Origin of the sequence: Pseudomonas sp. BF-R-19 (assembly GCF_019956445.1) — a bacterium.
GTDB classification, from domain to species: Bacteria; Pseudomonadota; Gammaproteobacteria; order Pseudomonadales; family Pseudomonadaceae; genus Aquipseudomonas; species Aquipseudomonas fluorescens_BH.
In genome coordinates, this window is sequence record NZ_JAHBDN010000049.1 from 20,618 (window position 1) to 39,966 (window position 19,349).

The 19,349-nt window shown below is 59.5% G+C and carries 19 protein-coding genes; 7 read left to right on the forward strand and 12 right to left on the reverse strand.

The window, feature by feature from the left end; all coding sequences use genetic code 11:
- Positions 1-14 precede the first annotated feature (14 nt).
- The gene (locus tag KGB28_RS13405) at positions 15-956 is read right to left on the reverse strand and encodes a fatty acid desaturase (protein WP_223445761.1); all 942 of its coding nucleotides are present in this window, start codon (positions 954-956) and stop codon (positions 15-17) included.
- A gap of 329 nt (positions 957-1,285) precedes the next feature.
- Here KGB28_RS13405 and KGB28_RS13410 point away from each other — a divergent pair, with 329 nt between their 5' ends.
- Positions 1,286-1,699: a GNAT family N-acetyltransferase gene (locus tag KGB28_RS13410; protein ID WP_223445762.1), complete on the forward strand. Its 414-nt coding sequence runs from the start codon at positions 1,286-1,288 to the stop codon at positions 1,697-1,699.
- 117 nt (positions 1,700-1,816) lie between these two features.
- Here KGB28_RS13410 and def read toward each other — a convergent pair whose 3' ends face one another.
- Positions 1,817-2,356 (reverse strand): peptide deformylase, encoded by a 540-nt coding sequence (gene def / locus KGB28_RS13415; RefSeq protein ID WP_223445764.1) that lies wholly within the window; start codon positions 2,354-2,356, stop codon positions 1,817-1,819.
- A 2-nt stretch (positions 2,357-2,358) separates the two neighbouring features.
- Entirely contained in the window at positions 2,359-3,315 is a 957-nt protein-coding gene (locus tag KGB28_RS13420; RefSeq protein WP_046042267.1) for a YihY/virulence factor BrkB family protein, read from the reverse strand.
- Between the two features lie 353 nt (positions 3,316-3,668).
- Here KGB28_RS13420 and KGB28_RS13425 point away from each other — a divergent pair, with 353 nt between their 5' ends.
- Positions 3,669-4,046: a hypothetical protein gene (locus tag KGB28_RS13425; protein WP_150757893.1), complete on the forward strand. Its 378-nt coding sequence runs from the start codon at positions 3,669-3,671 to the stop codon at positions 4,044-4,046.
- Between the two features lie 166 nt (positions 4,047-4,212).
- On the opposite strand, the gene fadD1 is transcribed toward KGB28_RS13425, so the two are convergent.
- Together fadD1 and fadD2 are read right to left on the reverse strand one after the other, a co-directional pair.
- Positions 4,213-5,913 (reverse strand): long-chain-fatty-acid--CoA ligase FadD1, encoded by a 1,701-nt coding sequence (fadD1, locus tag KGB28_RS13430; protein ID WP_223445767.1) that lies wholly within the window; start codon positions 5,911-5,913, stop codon positions 4,213-4,215.
- A 360-nt stretch (positions 5,914-6,273) separates the two neighbouring features.
- Positions 6,274-7,962, reverse strand: coding sequence for a long-chain-fatty-acid--CoA ligase FadD2 (gene fadD2, locus KGB28_RS13435; protein WP_223445769.1), 1,689 nt, complete (start codon positions 7,960-7,962; stop codon positions 6,274-6,276).
- 245 nt (positions 7,963-8,207) lie between these two features.
- On the opposite strand from fadD2, the gene KGB28_RS13440 reads away from it, so the two are divergent.
- Both KGB28_RS13440 and KGB28_RS13445 read left to right on the forward strand, forming a co-directional pair.
- On the forward strand, positions 8,208-9,152 hold the full coding sequence (locus tag KGB28_RS13440; protein ID WP_223445771.1) for an alpha/beta hydrolase: 945 nt from the start codon (positions 8,208-8,210) through the stop codon (positions 9,150-9,152).
- A 41-nt stretch (positions 9,153-9,193) separates the two neighbouring features.
- A complete protein-coding gene (locus KGB28_RS13445; RefSeq protein ID WP_007974451.1) occupies positions 9,194-9,664 on the forward strand; it encodes a MaoC family dehydratase in 471 nt (156 codons plus the stop codon).
- Between the two features lie 143 nt (positions 9,665-9,807).
- Here the strand turns inward: KGB28_RS13445 and KGB28_RS13450 are convergent, their stop codons facing one another.
- Positions 9,808-10,275, reverse strand: coding sequence for a ferritin-like domain-containing protein (locus KGB28_RS13450; protein WP_151213937.1), 468 nt, complete (start codon positions 10,273-10,275; stop codon positions 9,808-9,810).
- Positions 10,276-10,478: 203 nt separating this feature from the next.
- On the opposite strand from KGB28_RS13450, the gene KGB28_RS13455 reads away from it, so the two are divergent.
- Positions 10,479-10,715 (forward strand): DUF3820 family protein, encoded by a 237-nt coding sequence (locus tag KGB28_RS13455; protein ID WP_003227425.1) that lies wholly within the window; start codon positions 10,479-10,481, stop codon positions 10,713-10,715.
- A gap of 19 nt (positions 10,716-10,734) precedes the next feature.
- Entirely contained in the window at positions 10,735-11,916 is a 1,182-nt protein-coding gene (locus tag KGB28_RS13460; protein ID WP_223445773.1) for an aminotransferase class V-fold PLP-dependent enzyme, read from the forward strand.
- Between the two features lie 2 nt (positions 11,917-11,918).
- On the opposite strand, the gene KGB28_RS13465 is transcribed toward KGB28_RS13460, so the two are convergent.
- From KGB28_RS13465 to zwf, 4 genes are all read right to left on the reverse strand, one after another.
- Entirely contained in the window at positions 11,919-12,644 is a 726-nt protein-coding gene (locus KGB28_RS13465) for an intradiol ring-cleavage dioxygenase (protein ID WP_223445775.1), read from the reverse strand.
- A gap of 275 nt (positions 12,645-12,919) precedes the next feature.
- Positions 12,920-13,585 (reverse strand): bifunctional 4-hydroxy-2-oxoglutarate aldolase/2-dehydro-3-deoxy-phosphogluconate aldolase, encoded by a 666-nt coding sequence (locus KGB28_RS13470; protein WP_008050561.1) that lies wholly within the window; start codon positions 13,583-13,585, stop codon positions 12,920-12,922.
- Positions 13,586-13,602: 17 nt separating this feature from the next.
- Positions 13,603-14,316: a 6-phosphogluconolactonase gene (gene pgl, locus KGB28_RS13475; RefSeq protein WP_223445777.1), complete on the reverse strand. Its 714-nt coding sequence runs from the start codon at positions 14,314-14,316 to the stop codon at positions 13,603-13,605.
- The gene (gene zwf, locus KGB28_RS13480; RefSeq protein ID WP_223445779.1) at positions 14,303-15,772 is read right to left on the reverse strand and encodes a glucose-6-phosphate dehydrogenase; all 1,470 of its coding nucleotides are present in this window, start codon (positions 15,770-15,772) and stop codon (positions 14,303-14,305) included. The genes pgl and zwf overlap by 14 nt, the downstream gene beginning before the upstream one ends.
- 228 nt (positions 15,773-16,000) lie before the next feature.
- On the opposite strand from zwf, the gene KGB28_RS13485 reads away from it, so the two are divergent.
- The gene (locus tag KGB28_RS13485; RefSeq protein ID WP_170948639.1) at positions 16,001-16,861 is read left to right on the forward strand and encodes a MurR/RpiR family transcriptional regulator; all 861 of its coding nucleotides are present in this window, start codon (positions 16,001-16,003) and stop codon (positions 16,859-16,861) included.
- 148 nt (positions 16,862-17,009) lie between these two features.
- Here KGB28_RS13485 and KGB28_RS13490 read toward each other — a convergent pair whose 3' ends face one another.
- Entirely contained in the window at positions 17,010-17,864 is an 855-nt protein-coding gene (locus KGB28_RS13490) for a D-hexose-6-phosphate mutarotase (RefSeq protein WP_223445781.1), read from the reverse strand.
- A 113-nt stretch (positions 17,865-17,977) separates the two neighbouring features.
- Positions 17,978-19,324, reverse strand: a complete 1,347-nt coding sequence (locus KGB28_RS13495) for a carbohydrate porin (protein ID WP_223445782.1) — start codon at positions 19,322-19,324, stop codon at positions 17,978-17,980.
- Positions 19,325-19,349 lie beyond the last annotated feature (25 nt).

Sequence of the window (19,349 nt, forward strand, 5' to 3'; positions counted from 1 at the left end):
GAGGTGATCATGCATCAGTAAAACGGATGCCTCGGGCTGTCGATGGCTTTTACTCCATGCTCACGCCACAACTGCCCGTATCCCCGCACCAGAAACCCGCCACTGCGCGCCAGCCATTGCTCGCGACGGGCCCGATAAGCGCGGGGCAGGTCGTACCAGGGCAACCCCGGCAACTCGTGATGCACCAGATGAAAGTTGAGGTTCAGGAATATCCAGCGCCACGGCCACGCCGCTTCATTGAGCACCGTGCGTTGCTCCGGCGCAGCATGAGGCCGATGTTCATAGTAGGAGCGAATCATGGCGATCGACAGCGCCGGCACACTGATCAAAAACAGATAATGCCAAACCGGCAACACACTGACGTTCGCGATGAACAGCAGCATCAACCCGGTCATCAAGCCGTGACTCAACCACATCATCCAGGCCTGGCGCTCGCCCGTTCTCAGGCGTTGCAGCTCTTCACGGGCCAACGCCAGCAAGGCCAGCGGTGCACCCAGGGCAAAGCGGCCGAGCACGGTTTTGTTCAGCCAGTGCAGGCTGCGCACCAACAGTGAACTGCCCCGCCACTGCCCGGCGCTCAGGTAACGGCTTTCCGGATCGCGACCGGGGATCGTCAGGTCTTCGTCGCGGTGATGCAGCAAATGGCTATCGCGGTACAAGGTGTACGGATACCAGACGGCAAGCGGCGCGTAGCCAAGGATTTTGTTCAGGGTTGGCCAGCGCGTGGGATGGCCGTGCAGCAGTTCGTGCTGCACGGACAACCACAGCACCAGCAATGGAATCAGCAACAGCGTGCTCCACCACAAACCCAATCGATGGCTGTTCAACACGATGCCAAACCAGGCGCCGTATACACCGATCAACAGCAACCAGGTTGGCCATTCGGTACGCGCGGTGAAGCGTCGGCGCAGGGTTTCGATTTCTTCTTGGTGAGTGCTATCAAAGTAATGGGGCATGGCGTAGCTCAGATCGGGGACCAGTCCCCTTCTGTGCATTGGCCTTGGGAAATCTTGCAGATTATTTTCAGGAGGATCGCTCCCATGTTGCATGGGAGCGATCAATCAACGCAGGATCAGTGACCGAACACGCCGACCTTCTTGGCCTTCTTGTCCGCGCGCTTTTCAATGGCGGTTTTCACCGGTTTCTTTTTCGCCGCTTTCTTTGAATCCAGACCTTTGGACATGATGCGTACTCCACTCATGGGGATGTGAGATCAGGTATACACCTATCCCGGCGCGCGCGTTCTTTTATAATCGCCCGCTTTGCACACCGACAGTCCGAGACCATGCCCGATACTCAATTCACCCTGCTCGACGAGCCGTTATGGCCATTGATGAACAAGTTCTACCGCGCTCACCAATCGTCGATGAAAGCCGTGCGCGACGCGCAGCTGTGGGTGGCCCGGCGTGAGCAGATTGTTGCCGTGCTGTGTTTGCGTCCGGTGTCCGGCGGGCATTGGCTGACCGGCTTGCTGGTCGATCCGGCCTGTCGCGAACAAGGGCTTGCCGCCGGGTTGATTGCGGCTGCAGTGAAGGAGTGCGAACTGCCGGTGTGGCTGTTCTGTCATCCGGACTTGCGGGGGTTTTATGAGCGGCGCGGGTTTACGTTCGATCCGCCGATGCCTTACGCGATGGTTGAACGGTTGAGCCGTTATGCGCGCAGCAAGCCGATGATTGCGATGGGGTTGGCGCCGAAGTAATCGAGATCAAAATGTGGGAGCGGGCTTGCTCGCGAAGGCGGTGTATCAGTCGCCAGCAATATTGACTGACCGGGCCTCTTCGCGAGCAAGCCCGCTCCCACAGGGCTTTGCAGTGATCTAATCGTCCGCGTTGGGGTCCAGGTCCGGGAACATCACCTCGGTGAAGCCAAACTTGCTGAAGTCGGTAATGCGCGACGGGTACAGGCGGCCGATCAGGTGATCACACTCATGCTGCACCACCCGTGCATGAAACCCCGAAGCGATGCGTACGATGGGCTCGCCCTTGGGGTCGACGCCTTCGTAGCGAATCTGCTGGTAACGCTGCACCGCGCCACGCAGGCCAGGCACGGACAAACAGCCTTCGAAGCCCTCTTCCAGGGTCGGGCTCAGCGGTGTGATCAACGGGTTGATCAGGATCGTCTGCGGCACGGCCTCGGCATCCGGATAACGCTCGCTGTGCTCGAAGCCGAAGATCACCAGTTGCAGGTCGACACCGATCTGCGGAGCAGCCAGGCCAACGCCCCCCACACTTTCCATGGTCTGGAACATGTCATCGATCAGTTGCCACAGCTCGGGGCTGTCGAACATTTCGGCCGGCACTGGCGAGGCAATGCGCAGCAGGCGCTCATCGCCCATTTTCAGAATTTCACGAATCATGATCAGGTTTCATCAATGGTCGGTTTGTGTGAGTGATCGCGGCCCAGCCCCGACACGTGGTGTTTTTCCTCATGGACGGGACCATGCTCGCCAGCCACTTTTTCGCCAGGGTCCTTGCCCTCTCGCGACATGTGCTCGATCACGGCATTCATCTCCGCGCCCAGCAGCAGCACCGCGGCGGAAATGTAGAAATACAGCAACAGCACGATGATCGCACCGATACTGCCATACATGGCGTTGTAGTTGGCGAACTCCTTGACGTACAAACCGAAGCCCAAGGAGGCGATGATCCATACCACCACCGCCAGCACTGAGCCTGGGGTGATGAAGCGGAATTCCTGTTTGACGTCGGGCATGACGTAGTAGATCAACGCCACCGCGACCATCAGCAGGATCACGATCACCGGCCAGCGCGCGATGGTCCAGAGGGTGACGATGAAGTACTCAAGGCCGACCTGCGCAGCGATCCAGCTCATCACCTGCGGCCCGAGCACCATCAGCGCTGCGGCGATCAGCAGCATGCCGGCAATGCCGACGGTGTAGATGATCGACAACGGAAAGCGTTTCCACAGCGGGCGCCCTTCTACCACGTCGTAGGCGGCGTTCATCGCGCTCATCATCAGCCGCACACCGGCGGAGGCGGTGTACAGCGCAATCACGATACCCACTGACAGCAAGCCGCCCTTGGATTGCTGCAACTGGTCGATCACCGGGTTGACCTGCTCCAGCGCCTGAGGCGGCAACACGAGTTCCGATTGCAGGCGCAGCCAGGAGAAGAAGTCGGGCAGATGCAGGAAGCCGATCAGGGCAATCAGGAACAGGATGAACGGAAACAGCGAAAACAGCATCTGATAGGCCAGCGCCGAGGCATAGGTCGACATTTCGTCGGCGATGAACTCGGTGACCGTGCGCATCATCACACGGTGCAGGGGCAAGCCTCTCATGTCCGGGAAAATCATTCGCGTCTCCATTCGCCGCATACGGATTGGGTTGAAGTCGTGGCGACTCAGGGGCTGTTTTCTTTCATCAAGGTAGCCCAGTTGGCGACTTTGAAACAAATTCAGCGTGCAAGTTCAGGCTGACACAAAAACGGCCATCTGAAGATGGCCGCGTCTTCTTTTCATTAAAGACATTTCAATGCAGGAAAGCCGTTACACAAGGTTGACCGAGGGCTTTTGCAGGGAGTTTCATTTATTTCACCACGACATTTCATCGTTCAGTGCAGGTTGGGCTTTATGTTTACGGGCCAACCCCTGAGAATGCGCATCACATTCAGGCCTTGGCGCTGAAGATCCAATCCCGTAGGAACGTTATGAAACTCGATAAAAAGCAGGCCATTGCCCGCAGAAACCAGGAACTCGGCGGTGCTGTGCTTGGCGTCAACAACTGCCACTTCGCCGAACTGAACCGTAACCGCAACATCTGGTGGTTCGACCTCCCGGTGACGCGCCTTGCAATCGGTCAGTACGAGTGGATTCACCTGCTGATGCACACGCCGGACACCGACGAGCTGCTGCACCTGAAGGTGCCGACCGTGTTCCTGCGCGAGAAGCTCGAAGGCCTGGTGGTGCGAAATGAAGGCAAGCGCAAGGCAGCATTGAGCCTGGAACTGAGCGCCGACAAGGACTCCTTCCTGCAGGACATGCGCCCGGCGGGCACCAACGTCAACTTCGCGCCGTTTCGCCAATAAAAAGCAAAAGCTTCGCGAGCAAGCCCGCTCCCACATTTAACCGAGTTCCTCCAGCAAGAATGCGGTCGAATGTGGGAGCGGGCTTGCTCGCGAAGACGACCTGACAGGCACCAATGACTTATCAGGCATCCAAAAAAAGCCCCGCATCTGCGGGGCTTTTTGTTGATTACGCGGTGGCTTTCTTCGCGTTGATCTTCTTCAGCTCTTCATCGCGCAATTCACGACGCAGGATCTTGCCGACGTTGGTGGTCGGCAGCGCATCGCGGAACTCCACGGCGCGCGGGACCTTGTAGCCGGTGACGTTGGCGCGCATGTGCTCCATCACCTGTTCCTTGGTCAGGGTCACGCCCGGCTTGGCGACGATGAAAATCTTGATCGCCTCGCCCGACTTCTCGTCCGGTACACCGATGGCCGCGCATTGCAGCACGCCCGGCAGGGTGGCCAGCACGTCTTCGAGTTCGTTCGGGTACACGTTGAAACCGGACACCAGGATCATGTCTTTCTTGCGATCGACAATGCGCATGTAGCCATCGGGCTGGATCAGCGCGATGTCACCGGTCTTCAACCAACCTTCGCTGTCGAGGATTTCATCCGTGGCTTCCTGGCGCTGCCAGTAACCCTTCATGACTTGCGGACCCTTCACGCACAGTTCGCCGATTTCGCCCATCGATTGTTCGACACCGGCATCGTTGATGATTTTGCACAGGGTCGATGGCACCGGAATGCCGATGGTGCCGATCTGGATGTTCTGGATCGGGTTGACCGTCGCCACCGGGCTGGTTTCGGTCATGCCGTAGCCTTCGCAGATGGCGCAACCGGTCACCGCTTTCCAGCGTTCGGCCGCGGCCAGTTGCAGGGCCATGCCGCCCGACAAGGTGACTTTCAGCGCGGAGAAATCCAGCTTGCGGAAGCCTTCGTTGTTGCACAGGGCCACGAACAGCGTGTTCAGGCCGACGAAGCCGCTGAACTTCCACTTCGACAGTTCCTTGACCATCGCCGGCAGGTCGCGCGGGTTGCTGATCAGGATGTTGTGGTTGCCGATCAGCATCATCGCCATGCAATGAAAGGTGAAGGCATAGATGTGGTACAGCGGCAGCGGCGTGATCAGGATCTCGCAACCTTCATTGAGGTTGGAACCCATCAGCGCCTTGCACTGCAGCATGTTCGCCACCAGGTTGCGGTGGGTCAGCATCGCGCCCTTGGCCACGCCGGTGGTGCCGCCGGTGTATTGCAGCACCGCGACATCGCCACTGGCCGGACTGGCTTCCGCCACTGGCTGGCCCAGGCCTTTGCTCAGCACGTCGTTGAACTTGACGGCCTTGGGCAAGTGATAGGCCGGCACCATTTTCTTCACGTACTTGATGACGCTGTTGATCAGCAGTCGCTTGAGCGGCGGCAGCAGGTCGGCGACTTCGGTGACGATCACATGCTTGACGCCGGTTTTCGGCACCACGGTTTCCGCCAGGTGCGCCATGTTGGCCAGGCAGACCAGGGCCTTGGCACCGGAGTCGTTGAATTGGTGTTCCATTTCCCGCGCAGTGTATAGCGGGTTGGTGTTGACCACGATCAGCCCGGCGCGGATGGCACCGAAGACGGCTACCGGGTACTGCAACACGTTGGGCAGTTGCACGGCGATTCGATCGCCAGGCTGCAAATCGGTATGCTGTTGCAGGTAGGCGGCAAACGCACCGGACAATTCGTACAGTTCACCGTAGGTGAGTGTCTTGCCCAGGTTGCTGAATGCCGGCTTGTTGGCGAAGCGTTGGCAGGATTGCTTCAACACTGCCTGAATATTCGGATACTCGTCTGGATTGATGTCGACAGCAATCCCAGCTGGGTACTTATCCTTCCAAAAGTCTTCGATCATGGAAGCCCACTCCTCAGCAACGCGAATTCAGCACCGCATTTGATGCGATTATTATTGGTGTTTGGCCATTGGTAAATCTGGCTGATAGAAGGCCGAGAAGTCACAAAGCGCGCCGAGAGTAGCAGCTTTGCCAAGGGTCGACTAGAGCCAAAAGCGGCCTCTACGGTCACAATCGTGACTCAAGACTTGCAAGCAGTCATTTTAGAGCAAAAAACCTATAAAGCCCTGTAACCCACGAAAACCGGGGCTTTAGCGTCCGCCGAAAAGCATCGCGGGCAAGCCCGCTCCCACAAGATCTATATAGATCCCTGTGGGAGCGTGGCTTGCCCGCGAACCGCGCGAAGCGCGGCCATTCACCCATCAGGCGATATCACGCAACTCCCGCCGCAAAATCTTGCCCACCGGTGTCATCGGCAACGACTCACGCAGTACGATGTGCTTCGGTACTTTGTACGCCGTGAAGTTCTCCTTGCAGTAAGCCTTCAACTCTTCAAGGCTGACCCCTGCCTCACGGGCCACCACGAACAGCTTCACCGCCTCCCCCGACCGCTCGTCGGGCACACCGATGACCGCACAGTTGGCGACGTTCGGATGAGCCATCACGACGTCTTCGATCTCGTTCGGGTACACGTTGAAGCCCGAGACAATGATCATGTCCTTCTTGCGGTCAACGATGCGCACGAAACCGTCCGGGTCGATCACCGCAATGTCACCGGACTTGAACCAGCCCTCGGCATCCAGCACTTCGGCCGTGGCATCGGGTTTCTGCCAGTAACCCTTCATGATCTGCGGGCCTTTGATACACAGTTCGCCACGCTCACCCAGCGGTTGTTCGACGCCGTCATCGCTGATGACTTTCAGCGTGGTGCCCGGCACCGGCATGCCGACCGTGCCGATCCGCGACTGGTCGCCATAGGGGTTGGTGCAGGCCACCGGCGAAGTTTCGGTCAGGCCGTAACCTTCGGTGATGCGGCATCCGGTCAGTTGTTCCCAACGCTCGGCGGTGGCCTTGACCAGCGCAGTACCGCCGGAATTGGTGAGCTTGAGGCTGGAGAAGTCCAGGGTCTTGAAGTCCGGGTGATCCATCAGCGCGACGAACAGCGTGTTGAGCCCCAACAGCGCCGAGAACCGCCAGTTCTTCAGCTCCTTGATGAAGCCGCCGATGTCCCGCGGATTGGTGATCAGCACGTTGTGGTTGCCCGTCACCATCATGCACATGCAGTTCGCTGTGAAGGCATAGATGTGGTACAGCGGCAGCGGCGCGATCATCACCTCCTGGCCTTCGCGCAGCAGCGGCTGACCGTCGCTGGCCGACTGGCTGAGGCAGGCCCGTGCCTGTTGCATGTTCGCCACCAGATTGCCGTGGGTCAGCATCGCGCCCTTGGCCAGGCCCGTGGTGCCGCCGGTGTATTGCAGCACGGCGATGTCGTCGAGGCCGACGCTCAGTGGCTTGATACCCAGGCCACGGCCCATGTGTAACGCACGCTTGAAAGAAACGGCCTGGGGCAAGGAATAGTCCGGGACCATCTTCTTGACCTTGCTCACCACAGTGTTGACCAGCCATCCCTTGGCGGTGGGCATCAAGTCGCCCATCTTCGCTTCGATCAGGTACTGGATATCGGTGTCGGGGAGGACTTCCTGGACTTTCTGGCCGAACATGTTCAGGTACACCAGCGCCCGGGCACCGGAATCCTTGAACTGATGACGCATTTCCCGCGCGGTGTACAACGGGTTGGTGTTGACCACGATCAATCCGGCGCGCAAGGCACCGAACACGGCAATCGGGTAATGCAGGACGTTGGGCATCTGCACCGCAATGCGGTCCCCCGGCACCAGGTCGGTGTGGGCTTGCAGGTAGCCGGCGAAGGAGGCGCTCTGGCGCTCCAGTTCGGCGTAGGTCAGGGTCACGCCCATGTTGCTGAACGCAGGGCGGTCAGCAAACTTCTTGCAGGAACGCTCGAACACCTCGATCACCGACTTGTAGGTTCCCAGATCGATGTCCAGGGGTACGCCGGCCGGGCGTTTGTCATTCCAGAAATCAGGTTGCATTGTTGTTGTCCTCTTTACCTGAATCTATCCGGGGCCACTTTTCTGTCACTTTTCAAAAAAAATGCAAAAAGCGGAGCTTCACGGACACTAGCAGTTATGACGGAGCAGGCAAATATGCCCACGGCCGTCATTGACCGCATGAATCTATTCGCCGTGGCGTAGGCTGATCAGACGCCCAGCCAAGGATGCGCTATAAACTGCAACGAGCTGTTTCAGACAAAGCAGCCTCATGCAAAGGAACCGCCATGATCCATGACACTTTCTGGCTGACCACGAGCGACCACAGCCGCCTCTTCGTCAACCAGTGGCTTCCCGACGGCAGCCTCAAGGCAATGATTCTGCTGGCCCACGGCATGGCCGAACACAGCGGTCGCTATGGCCCCCTGGCGGAAAAACTCTGTGAACAGGGCTATGGCGTGTGCGCGCCGGACCTGCGTGGACATGGCAAAACTGCCGAAAACGGGACCCTCGGGCATTTCGCCGATGACGATGGCTGGTGCAAGGTCGTGAGCGACCTGGCCTGCCTCAACCAGCACATCGGCCAGCAACACCCTGGCGTTGCGATCGTGCTGCTCGGTCACAGCATGGGCAGTTACATCGCCCAGGCCTATCTGCTGCACCACAGTGCCAGCCTGCACGGGGCAATCCTCAGCGGCTCGAACTTCCAGCCTGTGGCGCTTTATCGCGCGGCACGGCAAATCGCCCGTTTCGAACGCCTGCGCCAGGGCCGCAAAGGACGCAGCGCATTGATCGAATGGCTGTCGTTCGGCTCGTTCAACAACAAATTCAAACCGGCACGCACGCCGTTCGACTGGCTCAGCCGTGATCCGGCGCAGGTCGATCTGTACGTCAACGACCCGCTCTGCGGTTTTCGCTGCACCAATCAACTGTGGATCGATTTGCTCGGCGGCTTGCAGCAAATCAGCAAAGCGTCCAATCTCGCCCAGATCGATCCGGGCCTGCCGCTGCTGGTGATTGGCGGCGAATGTGATCCGGTGAGCGAAGGCAAACGTCTCAACGATCTGGCCGACGCATTGCGGGCGGCCGGCAGCCAGCATCTGCAACTGACCGTTTACCCGCAGGCGCGACACGAACTGTTCAACGAGAGCAACCGCGATGAAATCATCGCCGATGTACTGAACTGGATCGCACAGGCCTTGAGCGCTCCTCGGCCGCACCGATCCGAATAGTTTTTTGTGAATTTTTTAATTCGTCACAGGAATTGAGACAGATGACCCAGGTTACCAACACCCCTTACGAAGCCCTCGAAGTCGGCCAGACCGCCAGTTTCAGCAAGACCGTCGAAGAGCGCGACATCCAGTTGTTCGCCGCGATGTCCGGCGATCACAACCCGGTGCACCTGGATGCCGAATACGCCGCCAGCACCATGTTCAAGGAGCGCATCGCCCACGGCATGTTCAGCGGCGCGTTGATCAGCGCGGCGGTCGCCTGCGAATTGCCTGGCCCGGGGACCATCTACATCGGCCAGCAAATGAGTTTTCAGAAACCGGTGAAGATCGGCGACACCCTGACCGTGCGCCTGGAAATCCTCGAAAAACTGCCGAAGTTTCGCGTGCGCATTGCCACTCGCGTGTTCAACCAGCGCGATGAACTGGTGGTGGATGGCGAGGCGGAAATCCTCGCACCACGCAAGCAACAGAGCGTGACGTTGACGGAGCTGCCAGCGATCAGCATTGGCTGATTGACTGGTCAAAAACAAACAATGTGGGAGCGGGCCTGCTCGCGATGAGGGCCTGACATTCAACATTGATGTTGACTGATCTGGCGCTTTCGCGAGCAAGTCGAATCGTCGCACCGCCGCTCCCACAGTTGTTTCAGCCAGGCTTACGAACGTGCACGCGCCTGGTTACGCAGGGCTTTGACCTGATCGTGGTTACGCTGCACGCCGTGGTACTGACGCTCAACCAGGTCGCGAATGCCCACCAGATTGTGCTTGTTGATTTTCTCCATGGCGTCGCGGTAAGCCTTCAACGCATGGTCTTCACCGCGCTCGGCTTCATTGAGTACGGCCTCCTCGCCCTTGCCGGTGAACATCGACTTCACGTCGACCCAACGACGATGCAGGTCGCCGCTGACACTGGTGGAGGTTTGCGGATCACCCCCCATCGAGCGCACGGCAGACTGCAATTCCGCTGCGGCCGTCGCACAATCGGTCGAACGCTTGATGAACAGGGTTTTGAGTTCAGGGTGTTTGATGTCTTCAGCGCAGGTCTTGAACCCAGCCTGACCGTCCTTGCTGGTTTCAATCAGGTCGTTGAGTACAGAAATCGCTTCTTTGTTCATGTCGGTCATTTTTCAGTTCCTCGCGGTTGATGAAAGATGCAATGAGTAGTGCACCCTGCATGCCAGCCCGGAACTGCTCACTTATTCTTTATTTTTCAAATAGTTACTTATTATCAGAAAATCTGTATCCGTTTTATTTGCATGATCTGTCATTTGGCCTGCATGCAGAATGCCTGTATTTTCCAGACTGACCGAATCAAGACGACCGATTGATGAATCCTGAAAAGCTCGAACTGCTGATTACCCGCGAAATGCCCTTCGGCAAGTACAAGGGCCGAATCATTGCCGACCTGCCCGGCCCTTACCTGAACTGGTTCGCCCGGGAGGGTTTCCCTCACGGCGAGTTGGGCGGCCTGCTGGCCCTGATGCAGGAAATCGATCACAACGGTTTGTCGGACTTGCTCGAACCGCTGCGCGCCAAACACGGCAAACCTGCCCCGCGCCACTGAATCACCTACCGAGTAGCCCATGCCCGACAACACCCGCCGCGCCCGTGATGAAGCCTTCTGGCAAACCTTTGCCGACCGCTACGATGTCGAACCTGGCCCGCTCAACCTGGAGAACGGTTACTTCGCACGTATGTCGCGCACGGTGGTCGAGGAATACCAGCGCAACATCGAGCTGATCAACCGCAGCAATTCGGTGTACGTGCGCCAGCGTTACGAACAGGGCGACAGCCTGAAGATCCGCGCGCAACTGGCCAGGTTGATTGGCGTACCCGCCGACAGCATTGCCCTGACCCGCAACGCCTCGGAAGGTTTGCAGTCGCTGATCCGCAACTACAACCGGCTGCAGCCCGGCGATCAGGTACTGGTTTGCGACCTGGAATACGACACGGTCAAAGGCGCCATGCGCTGGCTGGCGCGTAATCGCGGCGTTGAAGTGATCGAGATCGAACACGCACACCCAGCCACCTTCGACAGCCTGCTCAATACCTATCGTGAAGCCTTCGCACGGCATCCGCGGCTGAAGCTGATGGCCCTGACCCACGTCACCCATCGCACGGGCCTGGTGATGCCGGTGCAGGCGATTGCGGTCGCTGCGAAGGAGCATGGCATCGATGTCATCCTCGATGGGGCCCATGCTCTCGGCCAACTCGAATTCGACCTCACCGAACTGGGTATCGCCTTCGCAGGCTTCAATCTGCACAAGTGGATCGGCGCACCGCTGACGCTCGGTTTTATCTACATCGCTCCCGAACGCCTGGCCGATATCGACCCGGACATGGGCGAGATGCATTTTCCGCCCACTGACATTCGCGCCCGTACCTCGTACAGCACCCCCAATATCCCGGCGCTGCTGACCCTGCCGCTGGTGCTTGAAGAACATTGGGCGATGGGCGGTGCTGCGGCCAAGGGTGCGCGGCTCAATTATCTGCGCAACCGCTGGGTCGCTACGGCGCGGCGGTTGCCGGGCGTCGAAGTCCTGACCCCGGATGACCCGCGCCTGTATTGCGGCATCACCTCGATGCGCTTTACCCGGCATGCCGACCAGCAACTCATGGTCCAGCGCCTGCTCAATGAATACAACCTGTTCACCGTGACCCGCAGCGGTGCGGCATGCGGTCCGTGCATCCGCATTACCCCAGGGCTTACCACCACCGCGGCCGACATGGATGTGCTGGCCAGGGCACTGACCGAACTGGGCTGACGTCAGACGGTGTACTTGTCAAAGTCCTCGGGCTTGATCTGTGTCGACACGGCGAACGTGTCGATGCCGATGGTCATCTGCCCGAAGTATCCGTCTTCGGCCGAATCCCGCCCCAGGGTGTGCACGCTCAAGGTCGATTCTTCACCGCCCATGGTTGTATAAAAAAAGTCCTGATCGTTGGTCAGCACCGGCACGGCTCGACCGCTGTACGGTCGGCTGCCGAGTACCGAGCGCGAGGCCACCTCCGGCAGGTAAAGCTGCCCGACCCAGGCGACATGCCGTTCTTGCAGATAGTTGTTGCCGGCCGTGATGCGCACGGCGACGTGAATGTGCAAGGCGCGGCCGGCGTAAAAACCCGGGTAGATCGTGGTGAAGCGCACGATGCCCGACTTGTCGGTGAACTGCCCGCCGCGCAGGTAGGTATCGTCATCGGTTCGCGGGACGGCGCCGATGTCACCAGTATCGACCTCGACGTCCGGGTTGATCTTGCCCCAGCCCGAATAGGCACCGCGGGCATTGCATTGCCAGATGTCCACCAGCGCATCGGGGACCGGCTCACCGGTCATGGCATCGATGATGGTCAGCCGCAGCACCAACGGAACGCCTTCGGCGCCTTCGCTGATGTTTCTGCGGATCAGTTTGGGGTTGCGGAAATACGGGCCGGCAATCTGTTCGGGGGACAGCAGGTAAACGGGTGCTGCGGGTGCAACTGAGGCGGTAGCGTCCATGACGTTCTCTCTTCCATAAGATGGACGCAGGTTAACGCCAGGCAATTTTTGGTATGCGGTAACTATGTATCGCATGGTGTCTTTGTGGGAGCGGGCTTGCTCGCGAAGGGGGAGTATCAGTCGACATGATTGTTGCCTGACACGCCGCCTTCGCGAGCAAGCCCGCTCCCACAGGTTTCGAGTCGTACCTGCTTGTTTCGGGCAAAAAAAAACGGTGCACCGACCAAGCGCACCGTAAAGCCGTAGAACACACAACGAGGTGTAGGGTGAAGCGATCAGTCCAGCAGCGCCAAAGCCTCGGCAGTGCATTCCTGAATGCGGGCCCAGTCGCCGTTCTTGATCCACTCCGGATCAAGCATCCAGCTACCGCCCACGCACATGACGTTTTTCAATGCCATGTAGCTCTTGATGTTGGCAGGTCCCACGCCGCCGGTCGGGCAGAATTTCACTTCGCCGAACGGGCCGCCCAAAGCCTTGATGGCTGCAACGCCGCCGCTGACTTCGGCCGGGAACAGCTTGAAGCGGCGATACCCCAGACCATAGCCTTCCATGATGCCCGAGGCATTGCTGATGCCCGGCAACAGTGGAATCGGGCTGGCGACGCTGGCTTCCAGCAGATCGCGGGTGATACCCGGCGTGACGATGAATTGCGAGCCGGCCGCTTCCGCCGCCGCCAGCATGTGGCGATCCAGCACGGTGCCGGCACCGGTCACCAGTTCCGGACGCTGCTCGCGCAGAATCTGGATGGCCTTGAGGCCGAATTGCGAACGCAAGGTCACTTCCAGGGCCGTCAGGCCACCGGCCGCGAGGGCGTCGGCCAGCGGCAGAACGTCTTGCTCGCGGGCGATGGTGATCACTGGCAGAATCCGCGCTTTCGCGCAGATGCTGTCGATCAGGGCAACTTTATCCGCCATGGAAACGGTCGGGGATGGGTTTGTCATAGCGGCTGTTCCTTGGCTCATGGGCACCAGTAAATCTCTAACGTGGGTTGCAGAAACGCGCGAATCGGCATTGCGGCGACATCGTCACCGGCCAGTGCGGTACTCAGGGTGGTCAGCTTGGACTGACCGGAAATCGATAGAACCTTGTGTTTGGCCGAGGCCAGCAGTGCGCGGCTCATGGTCAGGCGCTGATGCGGCACGGTCGGCGCCAGCATCGGCCAGCAACGACGGACGCCATCGGCCTGCAATGCCTCGGCAAGGTTCGGGCTGTTGGGAAACAGCGACGCGGTGTGGCCGTCATCGCCCATGCCGAGGATCAGCACGTCGATCACCGGCAACTCCGACAGCAAACGGTCGGCCTGCTCGGCCGCCTGTTCCAGGTTGGCGCTGGCGCTGTACAGGCTCAGGAACTGCGCCTTGGCCGCCAGGCCTTGCAGCAGGTAACGCTTGATCAGACCCGCGTTGCTGTCGGCGTGCTCCACCGGTACCCAACGCTCGTCGGCCAGGCTGATCACCACGTTCGACCAGTCCAGCGTCTGCTTGGCCAGGTGCTGGAAAAATGCCACCGGGCTGCGGCCACCGGAAACCACCAGGGTCGCAGTGCCCTGGGCGTCGATCGCGTCGCTCAGTTGTTTCGCCACGTTCAGTGCCAGGCTTTCAGCCAGCAGCACCGGGCTCTTGTATGCATGGGCGCTGACGCCCTGCGGCAGTTTCAAATCAGATATCGCCATACCACGACCTCCCGTCCCGCGTGATCAATGCAATGGAGCTCATCGGCCCCCAGGACCCGGCCGCGTACGGCTTGGGCGCATCACCGGATTTTTTCCACCCGGCGATCAACTGGTCACACCACTTCCACGCGGCTTCGATTTCATCTTTACGGACAAACAGGTTCTGATTGCCGCGCATCACTTCCAGCAACAACCGCTCGTAGGCATCGGGAATCCGTGCGCTGCTCCAGGTGTCGGAAAAATTCAGCTGCAACGGACCGCTGCGCAGCTGCATGCCCTTGTCCAGGCCTTGATCTTTGGTCATGACACGCAAGGAAATGCCTTCGTCCGGCTGCAGGCGGATAATCAGCTTGTTGCTGATTTGCAGGCGCTGCTCGGGAGCGAAGATGTAGTGCGACGGTTCCTTGAAGTGGATGACGATCTGCGACAGCTTCTGCGGCATGCGCTTGCCGGTACGCAGGTAAAACGGCACGCCGGCCCAGCGCCAGTTGCGGATGTCGGCACGCAGGGCGACAAAGGTTTCGGTGTCGCTCTGGGTGTTGGAATTGGGTTCTTCCAGATACCCCGGTACCGCTTTGCCTTCGCTGTAGCCAGCGATGTACTGGCCGCGCACCACTTGAGTGGTCAGGCCTTCCGGGCTGATCGGCGCCAGGGCCTTGAGCACTTTGACCTTCTCGTCGCGGATGCTGTCGGCGGACAGGTCGGCCGGCGGGTCCATGGCGATCAGGCAGAGCAGTTGCAGCAGGTGATTCTGGATCATGTCCCGCAGCTGGCCGGCCTTGTCGAAGTAACCCCAGCGGCCTTCGATACCGACCTTCTCGGCCACGGTGATTTCCACGTGGGAAATGTAGTTCTGGTTCCACTGGGTTTCGAACAGGCTGTTGGCGAAACGCAGGGCGATCAGGTTCTGGACGGTCTCTTTACCCAGATAGTGGTCGATGCGGTAGGTGCGGTTCTCCGGGAAGAACTGCGCTACGGAGTCGTTGACCTTGCGCGAGGATTCCAGGTCCGAACCGATGGGTTTTTCCAGCACCACGCGGGTGTTTTCCGCCAGGCCGACTTTCGCCAGGTTCTCGCAGATCGCGCCGTAGACCGCTGCCGGGGTAGCAAAGTAGGCGATGACCCGCTGCGAACTGCCTGCGGATTCGGCCAGGGCCACATAATCATCGGGGTTGAGGAAGTCGACGTGCAGGTAGCTCAGGCGCGCCAGAAAACGCTCGACCACGGCTTCATCCAGCTCTTTGGCACCGACATAGCGGCGCAGCTCGGAGGTGATGAACGCCAGGTGTTCCTGCTCGCTGCCCGGCTCACGAGCCAGCGCGATGATCCGCGTGTCCTCGTGCAACAGGCCGGCGCCGTCGAGTTGATAAAGGGCAGGAAACAGCTTGCGCAAGGCCAGATCGCCAAGGGCGCCGAACAAGGCAAAGGTGCACGGTTCAACCGTAATCGAGAGCATGATGTTTGTTCTTTTATCAAGTTAAGCTACAAATACCTTTTTTCAAGGCATCACTCAAGGGAAAATGTAGTAATAACCACAACATTTTCGCAAAATACAGATTCCGAGTGGTGGTCGGTCGGAGCCATCAGTAGGATAGGCCACCGTTACGGGCCTCACCAAAGGCCCTTTTTGCATTAGCCGCGCGCTTATCGGTGCCGGTGAATCAAGGAAACTTATATGGACCGCGTGCGAAATTTACTGGAGCAAATCCAGAATCGCCTTGAAGAGCTGAACAAGGCCGAACGCAAAGTCGCCGAGGTGATCCTGCTCAACCCGCAGCAGGCCACCCGCTTCAGCATCGCCGCCCTCGCCCAGGCCGCTTCGGTCAGCGAACCGACGGTCAACCGTTTCTGCCGTTCGTTCGGCGTCAGCGGCTACCCCGAGCTCAAGCTGCAACTGGCCCAGAGCCTGGCCAGTGGCGCCGCCTATGTCAGCCGTGCGGTGGAAGCCGACGACAATCCGGAGGCCTACACCCAGAAGATCTTCGGCAGCGCCATCGCCTCGCTGGACAGCGCCTGCCAGGCACTGGACCCGAACCTGATCAGCCGCGCCGTCGACCTGCTGATCCAGGCCCGGCAGATCCACTTCTTCGGCCTCGGCGCCTCGGCCCCGGTGGCACTGGATGCGCAGCACAAGTTCTTCCGTTTCAACCTTGCCGTCACGGCCCACGCGGATGTGCTGATGCAGCGCATGATTGCCTCGGTTGCCCATACCGGCGAGCTGTTCGTGATCATTTCCTACACCGGTCGCACCCGCGAACTGGTGGAAGTGGCGCGCATCGCCCGGGAAAACGGCGCCTCGGTGCTTGGCCTGACCGCCGAGAACTCGCCACTGGCCAAGGCCAGCACCCTGAGCCTGAACATCCCGTTGCCGGAGGACACCGACATCTACATGCCGATGACGTCGCGGATCATCCAGCTGACCGTGCTGGATGTGCTCGCCACCGGCATGACCTTGCGCCGGGGCGTGGATTTCCAGCCGCATTTGCGCAAGATCAAGGAGAGTTTGAACGCGAGCCGGTATCCGGTGGGTGACGAGTTCAACTGACCGATCCTGAATCTTTATTGCTTGAAAGGACGCCTTCGCGAGCAAGCCCGCTCCCACATTTGACCGCATTCGTTCTGACGGAACCGGGTCACCTGTGGGAGCGGGCTTGCCCGCGAAGGGGCCAGCCCAGACACCACAAGATCCAGAACTAAACCCCCACCCGCGCCTGCAAACTCAAATGCGCCCGCTCCCCCGGTTTCAGGCACAGGCTGTCGGTGCCTCCACTCGCCGCTTCTACACAGACAAATTCGGATATCTCGTTCCAGGTCACGCCGAGCAATGGCCGCGAGCCGGGATGCCACACCACCGTGTCGGCCGTATCCCCGGTATCAATGCACAACGCCCGCTGCCAGGCGTGGTCGTTGAGCTGCAATTCGCCGTCATGCTGGAACACCCGCTGGCATCCGCCGTCCACGCGTAACTCGCCTTCCTGCTGACAAACCTGCCGGCTCAACTGGTCGTAACCCTGCGCGCCTTCGAGCCCAGACAGCGCTATCTCGCTGACATCGCCAATACGCCAGTAAGCATGCAAAGCCTGGCTCAACTGGCACGGCATGTCGTCCTGATGCTCGGTGCTCAGGCGCAGTTCCATGCGCTCGCCCAGGTGCGCGTGCAGGTCCACCTGCCAGTCGCACAGCTTCAGTTGCCAGTGCAATCGCACGCCATCGTCGTCACTGTTACTGTCGAGCAGCTTCCAGTCGAGCAACCGCGCCCAGCCATGGGACGGCCAGGCGTTTTCGCTCGGATGCCGGCCATACCACGGCCAACACACCGGCACGCCACCGCGAATGGCGCCGACCTGAGGCCACTTCGCCGCGCACCACAACCAGGGTTTCTGGCCCTTGGGCTGGAAGTGCAACAGCTGCGCGCCCTGACGGCTGAACACCGCCTGACACAGCGGATGATCGATCACCAGCACGTCGCGCGTCTGATAGCGCTCCCAGGCGAACACCGGACGCTCGCGCAAGGATTTGAAGAAGCGTTGTAGCGGATGCTCAAGCATGTGCCACGGTCCTGAAATCAACTGTCACCGGGGTGCGCGGCCCGCAAAAAAAAGCGGACAGCCATGGCTGTCCGCAAATATGCGCACATGGAGAGAAGCTTATCGCAGACGCGTTAGAACACCGACTGAATTTTCAGGCCGGCCACCAGCGCGTTGTCGACTTCATCCACACCTCCCGGGTGAGTGACGTATTGCAGGTTGGGACGTACGGTCAGCCAGTTGGTCACGTGGAAGCCGTAGTTGATCTCGTAGTTGTATTCGGTTTCACGAATGGGCGAGAACAGCGGATTGTCGTATTCCGAAACACCGTTGGCCGCGTTGGTCAGCTCAGCGTTTTTCTTCACGTCATCGTTGACATGGATACGGGCGAAACCGATGCCCACGTCATCCTTCGGACGCGCGTCGAACGGGCCCTTGTACACGAACATCAGCGACTGGTAGTTGTCGATGAAGTTGGTGTCCTTGTCGTGGAAAGTAGCGTTGGCCGCGATGTTCAGACCACGGGAAGCGTCACCGTTGTGGCTGGTGAGCTGCTGCTGCGCGACGAACCAATAGCCGTGCTTGCTATCGTGGACGCGATAAGGGTTGCCAGTGGTCGCTGCATTCTGGCCGTTGTCGTCCTCGAGAACGTCGTCGGCATCAGAGGTACTTTTGTAGTAACCGACACGGTATTCGCCCGGCAGGTTGTTGACCTTCGGCGACCAGACCAATTCGACCGGCAGGACGGTGCCATTGGTGCCACTGCCGCTGAGCTTGAAGCCGTTACCGTGCTCCAGTTGCGACGTGTTCTGGTTGTACGCGCCGATCTGTGCGTAGAGCTCGTCATTGATGTTGTACTTCACGCGGATCGCCGCCTGGCTGACCGGCCAGTTGTACCAGATGTTGGTCGCCCAGTTACCCACCTGGGATCCGCAGAACGCCAGGTTCTGGAATTCGCACGGGAAGGTGTTGAAGTCTTCACCTTCACCGAAGTAACCGGCTTTTACGTCCAGTTTGTTGTCGAAGAACTGGTGCTGAATCCAAAGCTGGGTCAGTCGGACCATGTGGCCGCGACCATAGACTTCCTGGGAGGAACTCAAGGTGCCGGCACGCGGATCGCCGATACGGTCGTTGGAGATGTTCTCACCGTTACGGTTGGTGAGCTGGATCTTGGCCTGGGTGTTATCCCAGCCGAACAGTTTCTCCAGGTCCAGCGCCGCGCCCAGGCCAAACTGGTCGGCGTAGCGCGCGGTCTTGTCATCGTTGAAGCCGCCGTTGAGGTTGCCGCCGACTTCACCGACGTAGTCCATCTTGATGTCGATGCCTTGCTCGATCAGCTTGGTACGCTCGCCCCCCCAGTCGCCCGTCATCCACTTGGAGTCGGAGCTGAACGCTTCATCGGCCATCGCATTGCCGGCCAGAACCAGTGCTGCCGCTGCTGAAACCTGGCAGATCAACCGGGCCTTGTTCTTCATCTTCATCCCTACTTCCTCGTTTTATTGTTAT